At 70.8% G+C, this 22,320-nt stretch carries 24 protein-coding genes; 9 read left to right on the forward strand and 15 right to left on the reverse strand.

Features of this window, described 5'->3' with window-relative positions; translation table 11 throughout:
• Positions 1 to 66: 66 nt before the first annotated feature.
• The 8 genes from ACIBI9_RS04790 to ACIBI9_RS04825 form a co-directional block, all read right to left on the reverse strand.
• On the reverse strand, positions 67 to 807 hold the full coding sequence (locus ACIBI9_RS04790) for an ABC transporter permease (protein WP_397220569.1): 741 nt from the start codon (positions 805 to 807) through the stop codon (positions 67 to 69).
• Positions 800 to 1,681, reverse strand: coding sequence for an ABC transporter ATP-binding protein (locus ACIBI9_RS04795; protein WP_397220570.1), 882 nt, complete (start codon positions 1,679 to 1,681; stop codon positions 800 to 802). The genes ACIBI9_RS04790 and ACIBI9_RS04795 overlap by 8 nt, the downstream gene beginning before the upstream one ends.
• 4 nt (positions 1,682 to 1,685) lie before the next feature.
• Positions 1,686 to 2,012, reverse strand: coding sequence for a transcriptional regulator (locus ACIBI9_RS04800; protein WP_397220571.1), 327 nt, complete (start codon positions 2,010 to 2,012; stop codon positions 1,686 to 1,688).
• Positions 2,009 to 2,632 carry a hypothetical protein gene (locus ACIBI9_RS04805; protein WP_397220572.1) on the reverse strand — a complete coding sequence of 208 codons (624 nt, stop codon included), beginning with the start codon at positions 2,630 to 2,632 and terminating at the stop codon, positions 2,009 to 2,011. Before ACIBI9_RS04805 ends, ACIBI9_RS04800 begins: the two co-directional genes overlap by 4 nt.
• An 82-nt stretch (positions 2,633 to 2,714) precedes the next feature.
• Entirely contained in the window at positions 2,715 to 4,415 is a 1,701-nt protein-coding gene (cydC, locus tag ACIBI9_RS04810; protein ID WP_397220573.1) for a thiol reductant ABC exporter subunit CydC, read from the reverse strand.
• Positions 4,412 to 6,115, reverse strand: a complete 1,704-nt coding sequence (gene cydD / locus ACIBI9_RS04815; protein WP_397220574.1) for a thiol reductant ABC exporter subunit CydD — start codon at positions 6,113 to 6,115, stop codon at positions 4,412 to 4,414. Before cydD ends, cydC begins: the two co-directional genes overlap by 4 nt.
• 16 nt (positions 6,116 to 6,131) lie before the next feature.
• Positions 6,132 to 6,896, reverse strand: a complete 765-nt coding sequence (locus ACIBI9_RS04820) for a cytochrome d ubiquinol oxidase subunit II (protein ID WP_397220575.1) — start codon at positions 6,894 to 6,896, stop codon at positions 6,132 to 6,134.
• A gap of 11 nt (positions 6,897 to 6,907) precedes the next feature.
• A complete protein-coding gene (locus ACIBI9_RS04825) occupies positions 6,908 to 8,077 on the reverse strand; it encodes a cytochrome ubiquinol oxidase subunit I (RefSeq protein WP_397220576.1) in 1,170 nt (389 codons plus the stop codon).
• Between the two features lie 204 nt (positions 8,078 to 8,281).
• Here ACIBI9_RS04825 and ACIBI9_RS04830 point away from each other — a divergent pair, with 204 nt between their 5' ends.
• Positions 8,282 to 8,638 (forward strand): PadR family transcriptional regulator, encoded by a 357-nt coding sequence (locus tag ACIBI9_RS04830; RefSeq protein ID WP_397220577.1) that lies wholly within the window; start codon positions 8,282 to 8,284, stop codon positions 8,636 to 8,638.
• Here the strand turns inward: ACIBI9_RS04830 and ACIBI9_RS04835 are convergent.
• The gene (locus ACIBI9_RS04835; RefSeq protein ID WP_397220578.1) at positions 8,610 to 9,278 is read right to left on the reverse strand and encodes a permease prefix domain 1-containing protein; all 669 of its coding nucleotides are present in this window, start codon (positions 9,276 to 9,278) and stop codon (positions 8,610 to 8,612) included. The two genes, ACIBI9_RS04830 and ACIBI9_RS04835, sit on opposite strands and share 29 nt — an antisense overlap.
• Before the next feature lie 105 nt (positions 9,279 to 9,383).
• On the opposite strand from ACIBI9_RS04835, the gene ACIBI9_RS04840 reads away from it, so the two are divergent.
• The 3 genes from ACIBI9_RS04840 to ACIBI9_RS04850 are packed head-to-tail and all read left to right on the forward strand — an operon-like array spanning position 9,384 to position 10,511.
• Entirely contained in the window at positions 9,384 to 9,737 is a 354-nt protein-coding gene (locus ACIBI9_RS04840) for a VOC family protein (RefSeq protein WP_397220579.1), read from the forward strand.
• Positions 9,734 to 10,066 carry a helix-turn-helix transcriptional regulator gene (locus ACIBI9_RS04845; protein WP_185073321.1) on the forward strand — a complete coding sequence of 111 codons (333 nt, stop codon included), beginning with the start codon at positions 9,734 to 9,736 and terminating at the stop codon, positions 10,064 to 10,066. The genes ACIBI9_RS04840 and ACIBI9_RS04845 overlap by 4 nt, the downstream gene beginning before the upstream one ends.
• On the forward strand, positions 10,056 to 10,511 hold the full coding sequence (locus tag ACIBI9_RS04850; protein ID WP_397220580.1) for an SRPBCC domain-containing protein: 456 nt from the start codon (positions 10,056 to 10,058) through the stop codon (positions 10,509 to 10,511). Before ACIBI9_RS04845 ends, ACIBI9_RS04850 begins: the two co-directional genes overlap by 11 nt.
• On the opposite strand, the gene ACIBI9_RS04855 is transcribed toward ACIBI9_RS04850, so the two are convergent.
• Positions 10,508 to 11,872: a pentapeptide repeat-containing protein gene (locus ACIBI9_RS04855; RefSeq protein ID WP_397220581.1), complete on the reverse strand. Its 1,365-nt coding sequence runs from the start codon at positions 11,870 to 11,872 to the stop codon at positions 10,508 to 10,510. The genes ACIBI9_RS04850 and ACIBI9_RS04855 overlap by 4 nt on opposite strands.
• A 147-nt stretch (positions 11,873 to 12,019) precedes the next feature.
• Between ACIBI9_RS04855 and ACIBI9_RS04860 the strand changes: the two genes are divergently transcribed.
• Together ACIBI9_RS04860 and ACIBI9_RS04865 are read left to right on the forward strand one after the other, a co-directional pair.
• Entirely contained in the window at positions 12,020 to 13,678 is a 1,659-nt protein-coding gene (locus ACIBI9_RS04860; RefSeq protein WP_397220582.1) for an ExeM/NucH family extracellular endonuclease, read from the forward strand.
• Positions 13,679 to 13,999: 321 nt separating this feature from the next.
• Positions 14,000 to 14,464, forward strand: coding sequence for a hypothetical protein (locus ACIBI9_RS04865; RefSeq protein WP_397220583.1), 465 nt, complete (start codon positions 14,000 to 14,002; stop codon positions 14,462 to 14,464).
• A gap of 3 nt (positions 14,465 to 14,467) precedes the next feature.
• Here the strand turns inward: ACIBI9_RS04865 and ACIBI9_RS04870 are convergent, their stop codons facing one another.
• Together ACIBI9_RS04870 and ACIBI9_RS04875 are read right to left on the reverse strand one after the other, a co-directional pair.
• Positions 14,468 to 14,821, reverse strand: a complete 354-nt coding sequence (locus tag ACIBI9_RS04870; RefSeq protein ID WP_397220584.1) for a cupin domain-containing protein — start codon at positions 14,819 to 14,821, stop codon at positions 14,468 to 14,470.
• Between the two features lie 131 nt (positions 14,822 to 14,952).
• Positions 14,953 to 16,209 carry a prenyltransferase/squalene oxidase repeat-containing protein gene (locus ACIBI9_RS04875; RefSeq protein ID WP_397220585.1) on the reverse strand — a complete coding sequence of 419 codons (1,257 nt, stop codon included), beginning with the start codon at positions 16,207 to 16,209 and terminating at the stop codon, positions 14,953 to 14,955.
• 161 nt (positions 16,210 to 16,370) lie between these two features.
• Between ACIBI9_RS04875 and ACIBI9_RS04880 the strand changes: the two genes are divergently transcribed.
• Positions 16,371 to 17,081: an endonuclease/exonuclease/phosphatase family protein gene (locus ACIBI9_RS04880; protein WP_397220586.1), complete on the forward strand. Its 711-nt coding sequence runs from the start codon at positions 16,371 to 16,373 to the stop codon at positions 17,079 to 17,081.
• Positions 17,082 to 17,154: 73 nt separating this feature from the next.
• The gene (locus tag ACIBI9_RS04885) at positions 17,155 to 17,520 is read left to right on the forward strand and encodes a thioredoxin family protein (protein ID WP_397220587.1); all 366 of its coding nucleotides are present in this window, start codon (positions 17,155 to 17,157) and stop codon (positions 17,518 to 17,520) included.
• A 15-nt stretch (positions 17,521 to 17,535) separates the two neighbouring features.
• On the opposite strand, the gene ACIBI9_RS04890 is transcribed toward ACIBI9_RS04885, so the two are convergent.
• The 3 genes from ACIBI9_RS04890 to ACIBI9_RS04900 form a co-directional block, all read right to left on the reverse strand.
• A complete protein-coding gene (locus ACIBI9_RS04890) occupies positions 17,536 to 18,303 on the reverse strand; it encodes an SAM-dependent methyltransferase (RefSeq protein WP_397220588.1) in 768 nt (255 codons plus the stop codon).
• Positions 18,304 to 18,713: 410 nt separating this feature from the next.
• Positions 18,714 to 20,051, reverse strand: coding sequence for a class II 3-deoxy-7-phosphoheptulonate synthase (locus tag ACIBI9_RS04895; protein WP_397220589.1), 1,338 nt, complete (start codon positions 20,049 to 20,051; stop codon positions 18,714 to 18,716).
• Between the two features lie 92 nt (positions 20,052 to 20,143).
• On the reverse strand, positions 20,144 to 21,340 hold the full coding sequence (locus ACIBI9_RS04900; protein WP_397220590.1) for an FAD-dependent oxidoreductase: 1,197 nt from the start codon (positions 21,338 to 21,340) through the stop codon (positions 20,144 to 20,146).
• 116 nt (positions 21,341 to 21,456) lie between these two features.
• Between ACIBI9_RS04900 and ACIBI9_RS04905 the strand changes: the two genes are divergently transcribed.
• Positions 21,457 to 22,284, forward strand: a complete 828-nt coding sequence (locus ACIBI9_RS04905) for an anti-sigma factor domain-containing protein (protein ID WP_397220591.1) — start codon at positions 21,457 to 21,459, stop codon at positions 22,282 to 22,284.
• The last annotated feature ends 36 nt before the right edge of the window (positions 22,285 to 22,320 follow it).

Raw genomic sequence — 22,320 nt, forward strand, 5'->3', positions numbered from 1 at the left:
CAAGGACCCCCTCCCGGACGGGTGTGCCGTTGAGATCGCTGCGGACTCGGCGGCACACCCCCCATTTCAGGAGAAGCGTCTGCCCTCGTCGCGGCGGTAGGCCCAGCCCGCGGCGAGGGCGAGGACGACCGTCCAGGCGGCCAGCATGACGACGGCGACCACGTTCGGGGCGCGGTCCGCGGTCACCGCCCAGAGCAGCTCCGCCGCACCCCGGGCCGGCGTGTACGGCGAGACGGCCTCGATGAAGCCGGGCAGGACCTGCGGCGGCAGCAGCAGCCCGCCCAGCACCGCGAGCGGGAAGAACAGGATCTGCGACACCGCGATCGCGCCCTTCGAGCTCAGCAGGAAGCCGATGAGTAGGGCGAGCAGCATGAACGGGATCCCGCTGACGACCAGCACGGCCAGCCCGAGCAGCAGCTTCCCCGGCGTGATGGTGGCCTTCGTGAAGAACGCCGCCACCAGCAGCACGGGGATCACCGAGACCAGCATGACGGCCACCGTCGTCAGGATCCGCCCGGCGAAGCGGGGGAACGGGCCCGCCGGGAGCGTGCGCAGATAGGGATTCCAGGGCTGCTCGCGGTCCTGGGCGACGGTGATGCTGAGCCCGATCAACGCCCCCGACATGGCCCCGAAGAACATCAGCGACGCCGTCGCCATCGTGGCCCCCTGCGGATCCTGTCCCGCGAACGGCACCACGAACGCCAGCATCGACACGGCCGGGAAGAACGCGCTCGCCAGGAGGCTGATGGGCACCCGCAGCTGCTCCAGCATGAGGTAGCGGGTGTGCGCGAGGACCAGGCTAGACATGTGCCGTCTCCTTCGAGGTGATGGTGAGGAAGGCCTCCTCCAGGGTGGTCGGCCTGATCTCGAGGCCGGAGAACGGCGTGCCGCTGCGCACCAGCTCGACGACCAGCCGGTCGGGGTCGGCGGTCATCAGGTGGATCCGGCCGTCCTCGTGTTCGGTGCCGATCACGCCGGGCAGCTCGGGCAGGTTCTCGGCGGCGAGCGAGACGCGCCGCACGCCCACCATCTCGCGTATGGCCCGCACGGTGTCGTCGGCCAGCACGCGGCCGTGGCCCACCACCACGACCCGCTCGGCCAGGGCCTCGATCTCCTCCAGGTAGTGGCTGGTCAGCAGGACGGTGCCGCCGCCCTCGTGGAAGGATCTGATGCCCTCCCACAGCGAGCGCCTGGCCTCGACGTCCAGGCCGGTCGTGGGCTCGTCCAGGAAGACCAGCCGCGGCTCGCCCGCGAAGGCCAGCGCCACGGCCAGCCGCCGCTTCTGCCCGCCGGATAAGCCGCCGATCTGCCGCTTGACCAGGTCGTCGAGGCCGAAGCGCGCCAGCAGCTCCCCTTTATCGGCTTTTTTCGGGAAATGTGAGGAGACGAAGTCGACGATCTCGCCGACGCGTAACGACTCGGGCAGCCCGGTCTCCTGTGGCGTCACGCCGATGCCGCGGCGCATGACCGGGTCCCCCGGGGAGCCGCCGAGCAGCTCGACCGTGCCGGAGGTGGGCCGCCGCAGCCCCACGAACAGGTTGATCAGGGTGGACTTGCCCGCGCCGTTCGGGCCGAGCAGTCCGACGAGCTCGCCCGCCCGGATGTCGAGCGAGACGCGGTCGAGCGCGAGCACGTCGCCGTAGCGGCGGGTGGCCTCGATCGCTCTGGCGAGGATGGTCATGGCATCACTCCAGCGTTGTCCCAGCGTTGTCCAGCAAGGCGCGGATCGCCTTGGTGTAGTCGTCGAAAGCCAGCCGCCCCCGTTTGGTGAGCGCCACGAACGTGACCGGCGTGCGGCCCTTGTGCGTCTTGGTGATCTGGACGTATCCGGCGTCCTCCAGCTTGCTGAGGTGCACCGACAGGTTGCCCGCGGTCATGCCCAGCAGATCCTTCAGTGCGGGGAAGGCCATCTCGTTCCCCTCGCCGAGCACGTTCAGCGCGGCCACCACCCGGAGCCTGGCCTGCGCGTGGATCACCGGGTCGAGCTCCGGCGGGGCACTGTCCGCGCTCACCGGCAGCGCCTGAGCCACAGGCCGGCGACGATGAAGCCGCCTCCCAGCAGCACCGCCGTCAGCAGCGCGTGCCAGCCGGCGCCGAGCAGCACGCCCACGGCGTCGACGCCCGCGACCCACGCCCCGATGAAGAACATCGGCCAGTTGAGCCAGATCGCGCCCCCGGCCATGTGCATTACCGCGACGATCATGAGTGACGCGCCTCCCCAGACGAGGCCGCTCTCGCTGGGTGGCAGGAGGTCGCTCACCCTGGTGGCGATGACGACCACGAGCATCATCCCGGCGAACCACGCGTAGCCGTACATCGTGCCTCTGGCCGTGTGGTCGCCGCGGATGCCCTTGTTCATCCGCACGATCCCGAACGCGGCCACCGCCCCCGCCACGATCTGCGCGCCCATCAGCACCGCCAGCGCCTGCATCTGGGAGATCGGCGCGTACGGGCGGCCGTCGAGGCCGTAGTGCAGGAAGAACGCGGTGAAGCCGAGCAGCCAGGCGACGCCCCAGGGGACGTAGAGCAGGACCGGATCGCCGTGCAGCCACCTCGCGGTGGCGACCCGCTGCTCCTCGATGAGGCGCAGCATCTCCTCGGGGCTCGTCACCTGCTCGTCGTCGCTCGTCACCGTAAACTCCTCGATCCCTCAAACTGGTTTGTACTTTAAACCAGATTGCCACGCCAACTCAATCCCCTTGTCCGTCGGGGATTCAGCGCCTGGTCAGGACCTCGGACTCCCACAGATCGCGGTAGTAGCCGGGCACGGAGACGAGCTCGTCATGCCGTCCCCGCTGGATGACTCGCCCCTCTTCGAGCACGACGACCTCGTCCACGCTCTCCAGCCCCTTGAGCCGGTGCGTCACGAGGAGCGTGGTGCGGTCGCGGGTGACGTCGAGCAGGTCGCCCATCAGCCGGTCGGCCGTCTCCTCGTCGAGCGCCTCGGCGGGCTCGTCGAGCAGCAGCACCGGCGGGTCGTACAGCAGGGCCCTGGCCAGGGCCAGACGCTGCAGCTGCCCGCCGGACACGGTCCTGCCGTCCTCGCCCAGCTCCGCGTCCCATCCGGTCCGCTCGACCCAGCCGTCGAGCCTGGCGTCGCGTACGGCCCGCTCGAGCTCCTCCTCGCCCGCCTCCGGGCCCGCGAGGCGCAGGTTGTCCTTCAGGCTGGCGCGGAAGATGTACGGGTCCTGGGTGAGGCCGGTCATGAGCGTCCGCACGTCGTCGCCGGCGAGGTCGCGCACGTCCACGCCGTTGACGCGGATGCTGCCCGACTCCGGCTCGACCAGGCGCATCAGGGCGGCCAGCAGCGTGCTCTTCCCCGCCCCGCTGGGGCCCACGATCGCCACCCGCTTGCCGGGCGTGAGCGTCAGCGACACCCCGTCCAGGGCGGCCCGCGATCCGGCGGACGCGTCCGGCGTGGCGGCGGGGTGGCGGACCACCAGGTCGTCGATCTCGACGGTCAGCGGGGCCTCGGGCCGGGGCTTGGCCCGGGCCGGCTCCGCGACGGCCGGGGTGGCGGAGCGGACCTCGCGCAGGCGGCGCAGCGCCGCCGTGATCCCGGCCAGGCGCTCGCCCGCCGCCGCCAGCGGCAGCACCGGCTCGAACGCCACCAGGGCGGTCAGCGCGAGCACCGCGGTCGCGACCGAGCCGGCGCCCGCGCCCTGCGCGAGCAGGACGACGGCCGCCACCGTCAGGCCCTGTACGAGGGTGCCCCCGGCCAGGGCGGCGGCGTGGACGCGGGCCTGGCGGCGTTCGAGCGCGGCCAGGGACTCGTCGGCGGCCAGCGCCTTGGTCAGGGCCTCCTCGTCGGCGCCGTAGGCGGCCAGGTCGGCGGAGCCGTGCACCAGGTCGGCCACCCGGCCCGCCAGCGCCGCCCTGGCCGGGGCGATCCTGGCCGACCAGCGGCGGGCCGCGGCGGCCGTACCGGCGGGCAGCGCCACCCCGGCCAGCACGAGCCCGGCCACCAGCACGAGCGCCGTCACCGGCAGGAGGGTCAGCCCGATGACGACGGCCGCCAGCCCCGCCAGCGCCGCCGCCGTGGCGGGGAGCAGGCAGCGCACGAGCAGGTCCTGTACGGCCTCGGTGTCGTCGACCATGCGGCTGAGCAGGTCGGCGCCGCCGTGCCTGGGCTGCTGGGGCGGGATGAGGGCCCGGTAGAGCTCCTCGCGGGTGCCCGCCTGGGCGCGGAGCGCGACGTCGTGGCCGGTGAGGCGTTCCGCGTAGCGGAAGACGCCCTTGCTCGTGGCGAACGCCCTGGTCGCGACGATGGCCACGCTCAGGGCGGCCAGGCCCGGCTGCTGCGCGGCCCTGGTGATCAGCCACGCGGCGGCGGCGATGAGCCCGAGCCCCGCCAGGTCCGCCGCCGCGCCCGCCAGCACGGCCCAGAGGAGCCGTGTCCCCATGCGCCGGTTCACCGCCCGCTCCCTTCGCCCCGCCGCATCGCGGGCTCGGCCTCATGGTGCACGCGGGTGGTGTCGGAGACGACGCGGCCCTCGTGCACGCGGATGACGCGGTCGGCCAGGTCGATCATGGCCGGGCGGTGCGCGACGATGACGGCCGTGCGGCCCTGGGCCAGGTCCGCGGTGGCCGCCACCACGGCCGCCTCGCTGCGCCCGTCCAGGCGGGCCGTGGGCTCGTCGAGCAGCAGCACCGAGGCCGCGGGCCGGCAGAAGGCCCGCGCCAGCGCGATCCGCTGCCGCTGACCGGCGGACAGGTTGGCGCCGCGCTCGCCCACCACCGTGTCGAACCCCTGCGGCAACGCCTCCACGAAGTCGGCGTGCGCGGCGGCCGCGGCCCTGCGGACCTCGTCGAGGGAGGCCGCGGGAGCCCCGAGCCGGATGTTGCCGGCCACGGAGGTGGCGAACAGGTGGGGCCGCTGCGCGACGAAGGCCAGCCGCGCCCGCCAGCTGCCGAGGTCGAGCTCGCGAAGGTCGGTGCCGTCGACGAGCACCCGGCCCTGCGACGGCTGGACGAACCCGAGGACGAGATGGAGCAGGGTGCTCTTGCCCCCGCCGCTCTCGCCGACCAGCGCCACGCGTTCTCCGGGGCTGATCGTGAGCGAGACGTCCTCCAGGGCCGCGACGTCACGACCGGGGTAGCGCACGGTCACGTTCTCCAGGCGGATCTCCGGCGCTCCGGACGGCGGCGCCTCGTGCCCGGCCGTGCGTACCGGCTCGGGCTCGTCCGCGCCGTCCAGCACGGCGAAGGCCGCGTCGGCCGCCGCCACCCCCTCCATCGAGGCGTGGAAGCGCGTCCCCATCGCCCGCAGCGGCAGGTACGCCTCCGGCGCCAGCAGCAGCACCAGCAGCGCCGTCGTCAGATCCAGCGACCCCCCGAGCAGCCGCAGCCCGATCGGCACCGCCACCAGTGCCAGCGACAGCGACGCGCACAGCTCCAGCACCAGCGACGACAGGAACGCCACCCGCAACGTCCGCATCGTCGCGCTCCGGTGGGCGTCCGCGACCTGCTGGATGACGCCCGCCTGGTAGCGGGCCCGGCCGAAGGCCCGCAGCGTGGGCAGCCCGCGCACCACGTCGAGGAAGTGGCCGCCGAGCCGCGACAGGGCCAGGAACTGGCGCTCGGTGACGGCCTTGGTGGTCATGCCCACCAGCGCGCCGAAGACGGGGATCAGGGGCAGCGTGACCAGGACGATGAGCGCGCTCGCCAGGTCGGCGGCGAACAGCCGTACCAGCACCGCGAGCGGCACCACCCCGGCCACCGCGATCGACGGCAGGTAGCCGGTCAGGTAGGCGTCGAGCCCGTCCAGGCCGCGCCCCGCGAGGGTGACCAGCTCGCCCGAGCGGTGCTGCGTGAGCCGCCCGGGGCCCAGGTCGCGCAGCCGGGCCAGCAGCCGGTGGCGCAGCGCCGACTTCACGCCGGTGGCGGTGCGCCCGGCGAAGACGCCCTGCGTCCAGGCCAGCAGCGCCCGCACGCCCACCACCGCCGCCAGCCCCGCCAGGGCGACGGCGGTGAACCTGCCGGACAGCACCCCGGCCAGCAACTCGGCCTGCACCAGCACGAGCAGCCCCGCCAGCACCGCCGCGGCCATGGTCACGGCCAGGTGGCGGCGGACCGACCGCTCGGCCCGCATGAGCCGTAGGAGATCCTTGTGCACGAGCCCTCAGAAGCCCTCAGAAGAACGACGGAAGCAGGACAGCGTCCTTCCCTGGGCGGAAAGTGCGCCACACCCATACTTGCGCGCCCAGCATGATGGGTGCGACCGGCAGCACCATGACACTGAGCACATTCAACGTGGCCGCCGGCGCGGTGTGCGCCAGCAGGTACGGCATGGCGCCCAGGAGCACGCCCACCGCCGGGACCGCCGCCACGACCCCCGACACCACCAGGGCCCGCCCCGACCTGGACGCCCCGAAGACCCCGGGCGCCCGCCACGCCAGGAACGTCCACCCGTGGAAGGCGAACAGCAGCGTCACGACCGCCCCCAGCATCACCCCCACGGGGTGCACCGGCGAGGCCGCGAACCCCGTGGCCGTCGCGTAGATCGCCATGCCCCACCCGAAGGACAGCCCCAGGGACCCGAACGCGATCATCGCGTCCCAGAACCCCCGCCACCTGAACCCGTCCAGCCTGCGCCGGAACCACAGCCCCGCGTCCCGCACGATCCAGCTCAGCAGCATGGCCACCACCAGCGGGTACAGCTTGAACAGCACCTCGCCCTCCAGCAGCGGATAGACGCCGAACAGCGTCCCGGCCACCGCCACCAGCCACACCTCGTTGGCCAGCACGTACGGCGCCATCGCGGCCACCATGCGGTCGCGGCCCTCGCGGGTCCTGCCCAGCAGCGGCAGCAGCAGCCCCACCCCCAGGTCGAACCCCTCAAGGGCGAAATATCCGGCCAGCAGCACGGCGAAGAGAACGAACCAGATCACTTCCATGTCGGCACTCCTCAGTAGCTCAGCGCGGGGGAGCGGGTCTCACCGGCGGGGACGGCCCCCAGGGCCAGGTCGCGCGGCCCGCGCCGGACGATCCTGGCGATGAGCACGTAGTCGACGACCGCCAGCAGCCCCAGCACGCCCGCGAACCCCGCGAGCGAGGCCGTGACCATGCCCGAGGTCAGTCCGGGGGACATGGCGTCGGCCACGGTGAGCTTCTCCCAGATCATCCACGGCTGCCGGCCGACCTCCCGCGCCAGCCAGCCCATGATCGCCAGGATGAACGGCAGCGGCGTCATCACCATGAGCAGCGGATGCGTCCACCGCCACCGCGGCAGCACGCCGATCATCGGCAGCATCACGAACAGCACGACCAGCGCGAGCAGCTGCCCGAACTCGACCATCAACCCGAGGGGCAGCGCCGCGCCCACGTTGCCGTCGAACTTCCCGTCCTGGATCCCGGCGAACTGCGCGTACCCGAACCCGATCGTGACGAAGATCCCGAGCGCCGCCGCGACCACGCCGGTCCGCAGCGACCTGGTGAAGAACTCCACGTGCTCGGTACGGCGGCGCAGCTGGTACGCGCTCGCCCCCACCATCACCATGGCCCCCGTGAACAGGCCGGCCCCGATGACGTGCGGGAAGGAGAAGACCAGGCTCTTGTTCGTGAGCAGGGCGCCGAAGTCGACCAGCTCCAGGCGGTCGCCGCGGGTGACGGAGCCGACCGGGTTCTGCAGGAACGAGTTGGCGAGCATGATGTAGAAGGCGCTCGCGTACGCGGTCAGCGTCACGAGCCAGATGCAGGCCAGGTGCGCCCACTTGGGCAGCCGTCCCCAGCCGAAGATCCACAGGCCCAGGAACGTGGACTCAAGGAAGAAGGCCACCAGGGTCTCCATGGCCAGCGGCGCGCCGAACACGTCGCCGGCGTAATGGGACAGGCCGCTCCAGGACAGGCCGAACTGGAACTCCATCACCAGCCCGGTCACGATGCCCAGCGCGTAGTTGACGACGTAGATCTGCCCCCAGAAGCGGGTCATGGCCTCGTGGAGCGGTTTGCCCGAGATCGCCCAGCGCGTGTTCATGATCGCCACCAGGGGCGCCAGGCCCAGGGTGAGCACGACGAACAGGAAGTGGAGGCTTCCTGTCACGGCGAACTGTGTCCGGGCCAGTTCGAGTACATCCATCGCGAACTCCGTTGTTGTGTCTACCTACATATAGACAGCCTACATGTAGACTGCCTACATGAGTGCACGCGTCCGTACTTCGGCCGGGATCCTTCGGGGAGAGGGGGAGGGGCGGGGCGTCCCGCCGCCTCGGGCCGGGGTGCCTCGGGGAGCGCGGTGGGCGGGGCATGCCAGGTCGCCTGTGCGGTGTCTAGGATCGGAATCATGAATCCGGACGCGCTGCGCGGGCACATGGACGCGCTCCTGCTCTCCGTGCTGGAGCGGGAGCCGCTGCACGGCTACGCCATCATCGAGGCGCTGCTGGAGCGCAGCGGCGGCGCGCTGAACGTGCCCACGGGCACCGTCTACCCGGCCCTGCGCAGGCTGGAGCGCATCGGCTACCTGTCCAGCGAGTGGGCCACGGTGGGCGGGCGCAAGCGCCGTACCTACCGGCTGACGGATTCGGGCAGGAAGCAGCTCGAAGGGGAGCGCTCGGCGTGGCAGGAGTTCGCCACCGTGATCGGCAGCGTGCTGCGCGCCGAAGCCGTCGAGGTCAGCGCCGTGCGAGCCGCGAACGGCTGACGCGCAGGCAGCGCGTGGCGCCGTAGATCTGCAGGCCCCAGAAGGTAGACGTCACCATGTTGGCGAGCAGGGAGGGCAGGGCGTCCAGATGGCTCCCGCCCGTCGCGCCCAAGGTCAACGCCAAGCTCAGCGCTCCGGTGACCGGCAGCATGATCCACACGAGCAGGCCCAGCGACCTGGTCACCAGCCGGGGCCGGTGGATCCACCGGGCGCCCCGGCTCAGGGCGAACAGCGCGAGCCCGCCGTACAGCCCGACGCAGAGCTGGAGGATGTCGAGGAGTCGCGAGACCACCGGGAACCAGGCGGGCGCGTGCCGCCAGGCGTCCGCGTCGCCGGGATAGACGCGCCACATCATCGACCACATCAGAGTGGTGATCGGCACGCTGATGAACAGCAGGGTGCCCAGCCGGCGCCCCGCCACGGCGGTCAGCTCGGACTGGTAGCCGGGGGCGATCTCCGCGACCTCCCCGAACTCCGCCACGGCGACCCGCTCCGCCTCCGCTCGTTCGAGCCCCTCGGCCTCCAGCGCGTCGGCGGTGTCGGTCAGGCTGTCGCGCGCCTCGACGACCAGATCGCGCTTCGCCCCATGCGGGCCCGCCAGGGCGCGGTCGAGCTCTGCCACGTAGTCGTCGATACGCATGGACCCCAGTCTACGGAGAACGATCTCGGTCTCCCATCGGGGAATTCCCCGATATTCCGGGGGTCGACTTGATGTGTAGGAAAATTCCTACGTATAGTGTTCGACATGCCGATATCCCAGATCCTCACCATCACCGTGCCCGTCGCCGACCAGGAGCGGGCGCTGGCCTTCTACACCGGCGTCCTCGACTTCGAGGTGCGCACCGACAACCCGTTCCCGATGGGCCGCTGGCTCACCGTCGCCCCCAAGGGGTCCGGCACCGCGCTGCTGCTGGCCTCCTGGTTCCCCGGCATGGCCCCGATCGGCGGCCTGGTGGTGGCCGCGCCCGACCTCGACGCCCTGGCCGAGCGGCTGCGCGAGCACGGCGTCTCGTTCGAAGGGCCGAGCGACGAGCCGTGGGGGCGTCAGCTGCTGTTCCAGGATCCGTTCGGCAACGGGTTCGTGGTCAGCCAGGCATGACGGCCGACCACGTGTTCACCGCGCTGGCCAGCCCGGCCAGGCGGGAGCTGCTGCGCCTGCTGCTCGACGAGGGCGCCCAGCCCGCCGGCCGGCTGGCCGAGCGCTTCGACATGAGCAGGCCCAGCGTGTCGGAGCACCTCAAGGTGCTCAGGGACGCCGGGCTGGTGGCCGAGACCCGCAAGGGGCGGGAACGGCACTACCGGCTGGAGGCGACGCCGCTCATGGAGATCCGTGACTGGCTCACCCCGTACGAACGGTTCTGGCGGGAGAAGCTGGCCGACCTCACGACCCTGCTCGACGAGATGGAGGACGACGACCATGCCCCGTGACACGGCGGCTGAAGACCTGCGCGCGATCAGGATCGACCAGTTCATCGCGCATCCCCCGAGGAAGGTGTGGCGGGCGCTCACCGAGCCCGAGCTGGTCGCCCGCTGGCTCATGCCCAACGACTTCAAGGCGGAGGTGGGGCACCGGTTCACGTTCACCACGGAGCCCAAGCCGCAGGTGGGCTTCGACGGGATCGTCTACTGTGAGGTGCTGGAGCTGGAGCCGGAGAAACTGCTCAAGATCAGCTGGAGCGACCACAAGCGGGCCGACTGGACGGTCACCTGGCGGCTGGAGCCCGAGGGCAGGGGCACCAGGCTGTTCCTCGACCACGAGGGCTTCGACCCGGACGACGAGCTGCAGCAGCTCTCCCGCCGCATCATGGGCGGCGGCTGGCGCTCGCGCCACTTCAGCGCCATCGCCGCCGTCGTGGAGGAGCTGGACGACTAAGGGTTCAGGGCCGGGCTGGGCGGCTCCGCCTGGCGTTCGGCGTGCGAGGTGGACGTCCACATCACGGCGGCCGTGGTGATCGCCAGCAGCAGCGCGAACCAGCCGGCCGCCCGCCCCATGCGCATGCCGTACCCGCACAGGAGCCAGGAGACCGACAGCCACCAGCGGTGACCGGCCTGGCGCCGCATCTCCATGGCCGCGAACGCGAAGTCGGCCGAGGTGGCGCGGTCGCTGGGCTGCAGCCCGGCGTAGAGGTCGGCCAGCCGGTCCGGTGTGGCGCCGGGGTCGCCCGGCGCCGCCCAGCCGCGCATGGTGTGCTCGTCGGCCAGCGCGCGCCGGCGGGAGAACCAGCGCAGCATCGGCCAGCGCAGGCTCACCCGCAGGCCGCGCGGGGTCAGCGCGAACGTGCAGTCCTTGACCCGCACCCCCGACGGATGGGCCAGGCCGGCGAACCTGCACGCCGACAGGTCCAGCCCGTACAGTGCCAGGTCGCTCGCGTCCACCTGCCGCAGCGACGTCAGCACGGACCTGCCCCGGCCGGTCACGGTGGCGGGGCCGCGCAGCACCGCGCCCTCCAGGTCGGCCTGGGAGTCGGTCAGCCGCAGCGTCGTCGTGCCCGCCACCTCGACGCCGCGCAGGTCCACGCCGCACCGGGACACGGCCACGTCCAGGAGCCCGTCGGCGCGGGACCTGGCCGCCGACAGCCTGCCGGTGGCCGAGAGGTACGCGTCGGCGGCGAAGTGCGCGGCCTCGAACCCGGCGTGCCCGCTGACCTTGCGGAAGGACAGGGTACGGCCGAAGCGCGCCCCTCTGAAGGCGGCCCCGTCGCCCAGCCTGGCCCCGTCGAAGGTGGCGTACCCGTCGAACCTGGCCCGCTCGCACGACAGGCCGTGGCCGAAGACGGCCTGGCTGAACAGCGCGTCGCGGGACATCACGGCCCGGTCGAGGCAGACGTGCCCGCGCACGGTGACGCCGTGGAAGGACAGCTCGCGGGTGAACCTGGCGCCGGCCAGCGACACGTTGCCCTCGAAGCGGGCGCCGAAGAACGAGGCCAGCCGCTCGAACCTGGCGCCGTCGAGCGACACGTCGCCCGCGAACGTCACGCCGGACAGCCGGACGTCGCCGGTGAACCTGACCCGGTCGAGCCGGGCCCTGCCGGGCCTGCCGCCGGTGGCTTCGAGCACCCGGGACAGCAGCTCGCCGCTGACGGTGGTGCCGCGCAGGTCGAGCAGGCGGCCGGGGGACATCTCGTCGAGGGCCTGGGAGAGGTCGTCGGGTGCGAGGTGTGCGAGGCAGAAGCCGGTCGTCCGGCCGGCGATTCCGGTGCAGGCAGCCGAATACGCGCAGGTGACCCAGTCCATGCAGAGGTCATACCCGCCGGGGACGGTGTCAAGGTTCGATGTTTTAATGTTCTATCCACTTTTATGTGGAAATATGCGCTCTAAATAGGCTCTAAAGTGCCGGGCATGCGCGCTTTATCCCGAGCATCCCTCGCTGCCCTAGTTGTGGTGGCCCTCTCCGCCTCGCCCGCCGCGGCGGATCCCGCATCCCCCTGCGACACCCCTGCCACGCATCGCATCGCCCAGGTGCAGGGCAGCGGGGACGCGACCCCGCTGCCCGGCCAGACCGTACGGGTCGAGGGCGTCGTCACCGGCGACTTCCAGCGGACCGACCAGCTCAGCGGCTTCTTCCTGCAGGATCCGCGGCCGGACTCCGACCCCGCGACCTCGGAGGGGCTGTTCGCGTTCGCCCGGGAGTCGTTCAAGGACGTCAAGGTCGGCGACCGGGTGCTGGTCACCGGCCGGGCGACCGAGTTCAACGGCTGGACGGAGCTGTCGCCGGTCACCGCCGTGGACGTGTGCGGCACGGGGAACGTGGCGGCGCAGTCGTACAAGCTGCCCACCGAGACCGCGGGCGGCCTGGAGCAGGTCGAGAACATGCTGCTCACGTTCCCGCAGCCGCTGACCGTCAGCGAGCACTACAACCTGGGCCGCTTCGGCGAGGTCACGCTGTCCTCGCAGGGCCGGCTGTTCCAGCCGACCGACCGGCCGGGCGTCGACCCGGCGCTGGGCGTCCGCCGCTCGCTGCTCATCGACGACGGCTCCACCAGGGAGAACCCGGCCACCCTGCCGCCCATCGTGCGCACCGGCGACGTCGCGTTCGGCGTCACGGGCGTGCTCGGGTACGGCTTCGGCAAGTACCGGCTGCAGCCGACCAAGCCGATCGACTACAAGAACGCCAACCCGCGCCTGCCCAAGCCGTTCCCCGTGATCGGGAACGTCAAGGTGGCCTCGTTCAACACCCTCAACTGGTTCACCACGCTCGGCTCGCGCGGCGCCACCAACGCCGTGGAGCAGCAGCGCCAGCTCGCCAAGCTGGTGGCCGCGCTCAAGGGCCTCAACGCCGACGCGGTCGCGCTCATGGAGGTCGAGAACAACGGCCAGACCGCGCTGCAGACGCTGGTGGACGCCCTGAACGCCGAGGTGGGCGCCGGTACGTACGCCGCGCTCACGCACCCCTACCCCGGTACGGACGCCATCCAGGTCGCGCTGATCTACAAGCCCGGCCGGCTGACCCCGGTCGGCGAGCCGAAGGCGTCGCAGGACCCGGTGTTCAGCCGCCCGCCGCTGATCCAGACGTTCCGCCGCAAGGGCGGCGGCCAGCCGTTCACGATGCTGGTCAACCACCTCAAGTCCAAGGGCACCTGCCCGGCCGACGGCCCCGACGCCGACCAGGGCGACGGGCAGAGCTGCTGGAACGCCACCCGCGTCAAGCAGGCCCAGGCACTGCTGGGCATCGTCGCGGACCAGGACCTGCCCAACCCGATCGTGCTCGGCGACCTCAACGCCTACGGCGAGGAGGACCCGATCGACACCCTCGAGGCGGGCGGCCTGACCAGCGTCACCAAGCGGTTCGTGCCCGCGCCGCTGCGCTACAGCTACCTGTTCGACGGGCTGGCCGGTGAACTCGACCACGCCATGGTCGGGCGGCAGTTGCTCAAGCGGGTGACGAGCGCGACGATCTGGCACATCAACTCCGACGAGCCGCGCATCCGCGACTACAACACGGAGTACAACCCGCCCGGCCTCTACCAGCCGGACGCGTACCGCTCCTCCGACCACGACCCGCTGGTCGTCGGCCTGACCCTGCCGGGAGGCAACGGGTAAGCACGAGAAGAGGGGGCGGTTTCGCGATATTTCGTAAACTGCCCCCTCTTTTCTCGTTGTGAGATCGGCCGTAATCTCGACTTCAAGGGGACTTGCTTACTTGAAGAGGGGCCGATGGACGGTAATGCGTTCAATCGCCTCACGAGTGCGCTCACCACGAATCTCTCTCCCGCGACGGCCCGCCATTTACTGCGGACGGCGTTAGGGGGTCTGGCCGGCGATCAGGAGCAGCGGAAATCGGTGGCCCGGCGCTCGTACGCGCACCCGAACGGGTTCGACCGCATATCGCTTTACTCCGAGTCCGGAGGCGTGGAAGTCCGCGTGCATCTCTGGCGGATCGGCGTCGTTTCCGACGAGACCGTGCACAACCACGCCTGGGACTTCAGTTCGCTCGTGCTGTGCGGATCGCTGCGTTTCCAGCTCCTGCAGAACTGCCCCGACGGCGAGTCCTACGACCGTTACGACTCCACGATGCCGCCCGGCGGCGTGCCGGGCGACTACGGCTTCGCGCTGACCGGCCACGTCTCGCTCGAGGTCGCCGTCGACGCGGAGGTGCCCGCGGGCTCCTTCTACCGCATGCACCGCGACACCTACCACCGCGTGCTGGCCGCCCCGCAAGGGGCGCCGATGACCGCCACCATCGTGATCAGGGGGCCGGTGCGCCGGAGCTTCTCGCACGTGCTGGTGCCCTCGGGGACGCCCATGGCGCGCACGCGGTCCATGCGGCCCCTGGAGGAGGACGAGATCATGGACAAGCTCGGCTCGCTCCTCGGCGTGCTCGCGTGAGCGTCAGTCGGCCTCGAAGACCTGCTCCTGCGCGGGCTGCCAGGGCGGGGTGGAGGCCAGCAGCATCCTGAGCCCGTGGCCCTCGTAGGTGAACTTCGAGCCCTTGGGGATGGTGACGAGGTCGCCCGCGCGGCAGTGCTCGTGGCGGTCCTCGATGTGGAACGTGCCACGACCCTCGATCACGTAATAGACGAAATCGCACTCACGCTGGCGCAGCCAGGCGGGGACCCGGCCGTTGATCTCGATGATGAGGTGACTGCTGCTCGTCAGCTGGCCGCTCGATCCGAAAAGCTTGCCCCGATGCCCCAGCTTCTCGAAGCTCCATTCAAGCGGCTCGACGAACACGTGGGTGGTCATCGTCACCTTCCCGGTTTCGTGGAGAGCTGTCTAGAGCCTAGGCCGTGGTGTGCCCGCCCGTGGTGGAAATTGTGGTCGGGGTATTGGTTTTTTCTATGATCGCACCTTCTGGCTTGATCTTCAATTGCCGCTCACGGCCGATTCTTCTGCGCCTTGCCGATCCGTTTTCCGGCCCAGGCCAGGGCGAGCGTGAGTAAGAGCCAAATGAGAGAGCTAATCAGGTTCGTCCATATTCCTGGAATGTCGATCTTGAGGCCGGCGAGGGCCGCGGCCAGTACCGGCCGGATGAATTCCCAGGTTTGGGCCACCAGTAAGGCTCCGAAAGCCAGGTAAAGGAACGACTCGCGGGCCCAGGAAGCCGCTCTTCCCAACACCCTGGTCAGATCGCTTTCCAACGTTCCAATCGGTTGTGTGGGGCGGATCTCCTGCCACTTGGCCAGGGCGACCATGATCTGCGTGGTGCACCAGACGAACTCGGTGGGGTCGTACTCCTCGAAGAGCCACGCGCCGGACGTCCGCTGGCGGCCGAGCAGGTAGCGCACGGCCCGCTCCGCGGCCTCCTGGCAGCGTGGGTCGGACGGGAAGTCGGTGAGGGCCAGCAGCGCCCATCCCGTGCCGTAGTGCACGCACCGGGACGGCGTGCCCTCCAGTTCGGCGGTGAACCATTCGTCGTAGCTGTTCTCCCAGGACCCGTCGGCCTTCTGGCGGCCGAGCAGGTACGTCACGCCGTCCCTGACCCAGTCGACCTCCTCGGGCACGCCCGCCAGCCGTACCGCGTGCAGGACCTGCGCGGTCGTGGCCGCGTTCGGGGTCGCGCCGACCTTGATGCCCCAGCCCTTGCTCTCGGGCTCCTGCATCAGCCGCAGCCGGGTCGTGATCAGGCCGCGGATGTCGTCGAGGCCCTCCTGGAGGGACAGCGCCCAGAGGGTGAGAGCTGTGGGCAGGGTCCGCGGGCTGCCGATGTCCCTGCTCGTGGTGGCCGCGGCGCCCTGGTCGTCCACGCACGCGCGCAGGTATTCGACGGCCCGCTCCACGTGCGGGTCGTTGCCGCGGTGCCAGCCCATGTCGCGCAGCGCGATGACGACCCAGGCGGTGGCCTCGGCGGGGGAGTACTTCATCTCCCTGGACGGGAAGCCCCCGTCGGGATTCTGCCGGCCGCGCAGCCAGCCGGCGGCGCCGACCAGCATCTCGCAGTTGGGCTCGGCCTTCACCGCCATCATGCCGCGGATGCCGTCGAGGGTGCCGCCCCACTCCGTCGGGTCCTCGTCGACGTGGTGACCCCAGCCGGACCCGGTGGGCGCGGACTTGTAGCACGCCCGAAGCCACTCCTCCGCCCGGCGGAGCGCGCCCTTGACGTCAGGCTGATCCTGGCGAGCCGATCCTGCCATGTTCCCCCCTCACTCTCCTATCGGAACGCGGTGATGAACGTCACAAAACCCGGGGACCCAGGTCTCGTTCGGGGCGGACCGCAAATAGGATGGATCTTCCGATACCGTCCTGATTCCGGGATGGCGTCGGGCTGAACCCCCTGGGAGAAGGTGAGCGTGCAATGGCGCACGTTGATCGATCCCGGACGCGTGCGCTGCGCGTCGGGACCTGGAACGTCCACGAAGGCCGGCACGACGGTGGCGATCAATCCGGCACGCACGAGGTGGTGCGGCTGATCAGGGAGCTGGACCTCGACGTGCTGGCCCTGCAGGAGGTCGTCTTCGACGGCAACCGCTCCCCGATGCTCGACGCGATCGCCGGGCGGACGGAGCTGCGGCACGTCGAGGGTCATCCGCTGTCACCCGCGATGTGCGGGACCGGGTCCGCCGGCATCGCGCTGGCCGCCAGAACCCCCCTGGAAGACGTCAGGCGCGCCGTCCTGCCCAACCCCTGCCTGGTGAAGGGCGACTGGCACTCCTACGACAAGGGGCTCATGACCGCGCGGCTGGCGTACAGTGGGCGCATGATCGCGGTCGGATGCCTGCACATGGTGCCCTTCCACCGGTTCGGGCGCGTCGCGGAGGACCCCGACTTCGGCCACATCTGGGAGCAGGCGGCCAAGGAGATCGCCTACGCCCTGCTGCCTCTCACGTTCGTGGGCGGCGACTTCAACACCGACCGGCGTGACCTGCTGGACCTGCCCCTGGTCGCGGCCCACCGGGACGGCGTGGACACCATCCTGCACAGCCCGCCGGCCCCCAGCCGGCCGCCGGACTCCATCCCGACCTTCTCCGACCATCCGTGCCGGGTGGCGGAGTTCGCGCTGGCATAGACACTGGAATGCAGGCGAGAGGGTAGGGGTTCATAACCATGGACAATTTTCAGCGAGGGACGAGGAGCCACTTGTGGCGACCATCGAAGTAACAGAGCAGAACTTCAACGACATCGCCGACAAGGGGATCGTGCTGCTCGACTTCTGGGCGGAGTGGTGCCCGCCGTGCAAGAAGTTCGGTCCGATCTTCGAGAAGGCGTCCGACCTGCACGGGGACATCACGTTCGGCAAGATCGACACCGACGCCGAGCAGGGGCTCGCACAGGGTTTCGACATCACCTCGATCCCGACGCTGATGGCCATCCGCGACGGCATCGTGGTCTTCGCCCAGGCCGGCGCCATCCCGGCGCCCGCACTCGAGGACCTGATCAGGCAGGTGCGGGCGCTCGACATGGACGCCATCCGGGCCGAACTCGCCGAGGAGATGAAGCAGAACTGACCCTTCCCAGGGGTCTCAGGGCTTTCGGGCGACCCCGACGTACCCGAACGTGATCCCGTTCCCGGGCGCGTCCGGGTCGTCGGGCCGCCAGCCGTTCGGGTATGTCAGCCCGGGCTCCTCCAGTTCGTAACCCTCGAAGAAGCGCAGGATCTCCTCGCGCGTCCGCAGGCTCAGCGCGGCCGTGGCCCGCCGGTAGATCTCGACGGCCTGCGGGGTGGTGTCCGGCGTGGTGTCGATGGCATGGCTGAGCACCAACCGACTGCCGGGCGCGCTCGCCGCACGCAGCTTGGCCACCATGTCGTACGCGACGTAATCCGGGATGAAGTGCAGGATCGCCAGCATCAGGAACGCCACCGGCCGGTCGAAGTCGACCATGTCGCCCAGCTTGTCCAGCAGCGTGTCGGTCTCGCGTACGTCCGCCTGCAGGAAGTCCACGTTCTCGGTCCTGGCCAGCAGGGCCCTGCCGTGCACACAGACCACGGCGTCGTTGTCGACGTAGACGACCCGCGCCTCAGGGGCGATCTCGTGCGTGTTCCCCTGAGTCGGCAGCCCCGCGCCGAGGTCGACGATCTGCCGTACGCCCGAATCGACCAGGTGCCGCACGGCGCGGCGCAGGAACGCCCTGTTCGCGCGGGCGCCCTCCTTGGTGTTGGGGAACGTCTGCAGGATCTGCTCGGCGGCTGCCCGATCGGCGGCGAAGTTGTCCTTTCCGTCGAGGAAGTAGTCGTACATCCGTGCGACGTTGGGGACGTTAGGGTCCACCCCCTCGGGGGCACTGTCCACGATTTCTCCTGAAATATCGCCCTTTTTGCGGGCGATCATAGCCGTGGATTCCCCGGTTTCCCCGGAATTTGGTTCTACTCGCGGCACCAGTGAGACGTACATCACCCACCCCCATCACCCCCTGCCCCCCACCCCTCGCACGCCGTGACCCTCGACCCCTGAAAACCGCCCGCCACCGGTGCCCCCGGCGCCTTCGCCTCCCGCCCGATCGCACGGCGCGGACGGGCGTCGCGGGCGGGCCGCTGTTATCGGGCGGGCGCTGTTGCGGGGAGGCGTCCGGAGCCGGGGTGCGGTCTTCGGCGGGGGTGGTGGGCGGCACGCCGAAGTGGGCCGGGTGTCGGAAGCGGGTGGGCAGCAGAAAGGGGACGCGCGCTTGGAAGGCGGGCGCGTCCCCTCAGGTGCGGGTGAGGTCAGCCGCGGTAGAGCTCGGCGACGCGGAAGGCGAGGTCGAGGGACTGGCTGCGGTTGAGCCGCGGGTCGCAGGCCGTCTCGTAGCGGGTCGCGAGGTCGTCCTCGGCGATCTCGTGCCCGCCGCCCACGCACTCCGTCACGTCGTCACCGGTGAACTCGATGTGGATCCCGCCGGGATGCGTGCCCAGCGACCGGTGCACCTCGAAGAAGCCCGCCACCTCGTCCAGCACGTCGTCGAGCCGGCGGGTCTTGTGCCCGCTGGGCGCCTCGAAGGTGTTGCCGTGCATCGGGTCGCAGATCCAGGCGACCCGCGCCCCCGTGGCCGTGACCTCCTTGACCAGGGCCGGCAGGTGCTCGCGGATCTTGGAGGCGCCCATCCGGGTGATGAACGTGAGCCGCCCCGCCTCGTTGCCCGGGTTGAGCTTCTCGATGAGCGCCACGGCCTCGTCGGGCGTCGTGGTGGGCCCGAGCTTGACGCCGATCGGGTTGCGGATGCGGGCGAAGAAGTCGACGTGCGCCCCGTCGAGCTGGCGGGTGCGCTCGCCGATCCAGACCATGTGCGCCGACACGTCGTACGGCAGCCCCGTACGCGAGTCGATGCGCGTGAGCGCACGGTCGTAGTCGAGGATGAGCGCCTCGTGCGAGGAGTAGAACTCCACGGTGTGGAACTCCTCGGGATCGGCCCCGCAGGCCCGCATGAACGCGAGCGCCTGGTCGATCTCCCTGGCCAGCTGCTCGTAGCGGCGCCCGGCGGGCGACTCGGCCACGAAGTCCTGGTTCCACGCGTGCACCTGGCGCAGGTCGGCGTAGCCGCCCTTGGTGAAGGCGCGGGCGAGGTTGAGGGTCACGGCCGAGGAGTGGTAGGCCTTGAGCAGCCGCCATGGATCGGGCCGGCGCGCCTCGGCGGTGAAGTCGAACCCGTTGACCATGTCGCCCCGGTAGGCGGGCAGCTCGATCCCGTCACGGACCTCGCTGCCCTTGGAGCGCGGCTTGGCGAACTGGCCCGCGACCCGGCCGATCTTCACGACCGGCACCTTGCCCGCGTACGTCAGCACGATCGCCATCTGCAGCAGCGTCTTGAGCTTGTTGCGCACGTTGTCGGCGGTCGCGCCGGAGAAGGTCTCCGCGCAGTCGCCGCCCTGCAGGACGAAGGCCTCACCCCGGGCGACGGCGGCCAGCTGCTCCTTGAGCTGGTCGCACTCGCCGGCGAAGACCAGTGGGGGCAGGCCGCCGAGCTCGGCGACGACCTTGTCGAGCTCGCCGCGGTCGGGCCAGTCAGGTTGCTGCGCCGCGGGGAGGGCTCGCCAGGAATCGAGATCCACGAGATTGCTGCTCACGAGATACGAGGGTAATCCACTGGCTCCGGGCCCACGGACCTCGATGTCCACGTTGTGAGAATGCAGTTATACCCCTGAGGACTCGGAGGCAGTCAAAGTTCCTTTACGGACACATGCTCGGGCCGTACCCCCAGCCCGATGAAGCGCCGGGCCACCCGGTTGAGCAGGGGGATCCGCGTGAGGTCGCGGGGCATCCTGGACGGGTCGAGCCTGTTGCTGAGGGCCCGCTTGATCACCAGATTCTGGACCACCCGCTGGACCGCCTGCGTGACGCGGGTGGGCGGCATCCGCCGCTTCTGCACCAGGCCCAGGGTGGACTCGGGGATCGGCGCGCCGGACCTGAGCGACCCGGCCAGCAGGTTGGCGGTGGCGACCGCGTCCTGGACGGCCAGGTTGATCCCCACCCCGAACACCGGCGACATGGCGTGCGCGGCGTCCCCGATGCACAGGAATCCAGGCCGGTGCCAGCGGCGCAGCCGGTTGAGGACGACGGTGAGCACGCTGACGTCGTCATAGCTCCCGATCTGCCCGATCCGGTCGGCCAGCCACGGCAGCAGCGCCGCGACCGGCTCGCGGAGCGCGTCGATCCCGGCGCGCACCAGCTCGTCGAATCCGCCCTTGGGGATCACGTACGCGAGTTGCCAATAACTTTGCCTGTTGATGGACACCATCATGCGTCCGCCGGAGATCCGCAGGAACGTGTCGTCACGGTCGGACGGGTGCCGGGGCAGCCGGAACCACACCACGTCCATCGGCGCGCCGAGCTCCTCCGGCACGAGCCCGGCGCGCTCGCGCAGGGTCGAGTGCCGCCCGTCGGCGGCGACGGTCAGGTCGGCCCTGATCTCGTGCTCGCCCGACTCGTCCCGGTAACGCAGGCCGCGCACGGTCTGGCCCTCGCGGATCAGGTCGTACGCCTCCGCGTTCATCAGCAGCCGGAAACCCGGATACCGGGCGGCGGCCGACGTGACGAGGTTGAGGAAGTCCCATTGCGGTACGAACGCGATGTAGTCGTACTTGCCGGGCAGCCCGCGCAGGCCCGCCAGCCTGGTGTCGCCGCGGTCGGTCACCAAGCTGATCCCGTACGCCTTGCGATGGGGGATCTTCAGGAACTCCTCGGCCAGCCCCAGCTCGTCGAGCACCTGCAGCGTGGACGGATGGATCGTGTCGCCGCGGAAGTCACGCAGGAAGTCGCCGTGCTTCTCCAGCAGCGTGACCTCGACCCCTGCCCTGGCCAGCAGCAGCGCCAGCATCGCGCCGGCCGGCCCGCCACCTGCTATTACACAGCTCATAATTCATCACCCGATGAGATTGTCCCACGCCGTGAGAAAAGAGCAAGCCCCGCAGCCATCCGACATGCCCGAGTCGCCGAAGTACATGCGTGAGCCGCCTCTCACAAAGGGAGTGGATGATGACGGACGGACTCCACACCCTCTCGGGCGCCTACGCCGTGCACGCACTGCCGTACGCCGAGTGGGTGCTGTTCGAGGAGCACCTGCTGGCGTGCCCGGCCTGCTGGGTGGAGGTCCGGCGGCTGCGCGAGACCGCGGCCAGGCTCGCCGAGGCGGTCGCCGAGCCGCCGCCCGCCACGCTCCGGCAACGCCTGCTCGACGCCGCCCACAAGCTGCGGCGCCCCGAGGAACGGCCGCAGCGGGTGCCAGGAGCGGTGCCCGACGACAGCCCGACCATCTGGCGGCCCCCGGCCTCACGCACGCCCGCAGCCCCGCCTGTGGCCCCGCCCGTGCCCCCAGCCGTCGTGCCCCTCAGGCGCCGCCGGTCCAAAGTGATGGCGGGCCTGGCGGCCGTGTCCGCGGCGGCCGCGGTCGCGCTCGGCGCCGTCGCCCTGGACGCCCGCCGCGACCTGAGCGACCTGACCGCCAGGAACGACGAGGTGATCGCCGTGCTGGCCGCGCCCGACGCCGAGACGGTACGCCGGCCCGCCACCTCAGGAGGCACCGGCACGGTCGTGATCTCCCGCGCCAGGGGACGCATGGTGTTCGCCTCGTCCGGCCTGGCCGAGCTGCCCGGCTCCAAGGGGTACGAGCTGTGGCTGATGGGCCCGGACGGCCCCCGCCCCGCCGGGATGCTCGACCGGGCCGAGGGCGGCCTGACCACACCCCTGCTGATCACGCCGGAGCGGGGGGACGACCGCGTGGCGCTCACGGTCGAGCCGGCGGCCGGTTCCGGCAAGCCCACGACCCAGCCGATCCTGCTGGCCGAGCTCCCCGAGGCCTGACACGCAGTTAGGGGCTTGGTCACGCGCGTTTGATCG

This window comes from Nonomuraea sp. NPDC050451 (assembly GCF_044458585.1).

Excerpts from the sequence above, each read along its gene's own strand:
- ACIBI9_RS04850 (WP_397220580.1), top strand. The coding sequence starts at position 10,056 with ATGCCCCGTGACACGGCGGCTGAAGACCTGCGCGCGATCAGGATCGAC.
- ACIBI9_RS04845 (WP_185073321.1), top strand. The coding sequence starts at position 9,734 with ATGACGGCCGACCACGTGTTCACCGCGCTGGCCAGCCCGGCCAGGCGG.
- ACIBI9_RS04835 (WP_397220578.1), bottom strand. The coding sequence starts at position 9,278 with ATGCGTATCGACGACTACGTGGCAGAGCTCGACCGCGCCCTGGCGGGC.
- ACIBI9_RS04830 (WP_397220577.1), top strand. The coding sequence starts at position 8,282 with ATGAATCCGGACGCGCTGCGCGGGCACATGGACGCGCTCCTGCTCTCC.
- ACIBI9_RS04820 (WP_397220575.1), bottom strand. The coding sequence starts at position 6,896 with ATGGAAGTGATCTGGTTCGTTCTCTTCGCCGTGCTGCTGGCCGGATAT.
- ACIBI9_RS04870 (WP_397220584.1), bottom strand. The coding sequence starts at position 14,821 with ATGACCACCCACGTGTTCGTCGAGCCGCTTGAATGGAGCTTCGAGAAG.
- ACIBI9_RS04900 (WP_397220590.1), bottom strand. The coding sequence starts at position 21,340 with ATGAGCTGTGTAATAGCAGGTGGCGGGCCGGCCGGCGCGATGCTGGCG.
- ACIBI9_RS04790 (WP_397220569.1), bottom strand. The coding sequence starts at position 807 with ATGTCTAGCCTGGTCCTCGCGCACACCCGCTACCTCATGCTGGAGCAG.
- ACIBI9_RS04825 (WP_397220576.1), bottom strand. The coding sequence starts at position 8,077 with ATGGATGTACTCGAACTGGCCCGGACACAGTTCGCCGTGACAGGAAGC.
- ACIBI9_RS04905 (WP_397220591.1), top strand. The coding sequence starts at position 21,457 with ATGATGACGGACGGACTCCACACCCTCTCGGGCGCCTACGCCGTGCAC.
- ACIBI9_RS04795 (WP_397220570.1), bottom strand. The coding sequence starts at position 1,681 with ATGACCATCCTCGCCAGAGCGATCGAGGCCACCCGCCGCTACGGCGAC.
- ACIBI9_RS04875 (WP_397220585.1), bottom strand. The coding sequence starts at position 16,209 with ATGGCAGGATCGGCTCGCCAGGATCAGCCTGACGTCAAGGGCGCGCTC.
- ACIBI9_RS04880 (WP_397220586.1), top strand. The coding sequence starts at position 16,371 with ATGGCGCACGTTGATCGATCCCGGACGCGTGCGCTGCGCGTCGGGACC.
- ACIBI9_RS04855 (WP_397220581.1), bottom strand. The coding sequence starts at position 11,872 with ATGGACTGGGTCACCTGCGCGTATTCGGCTGCCTGCACCGGAATCGCC.
- ACIBI9_RS04840 (WP_397220579.1), top strand. The coding sequence starts at position 9,384 with ATGCCGATATCCCAGATCCTCACCATCACCGTGCCCGTCGCCGACCAG.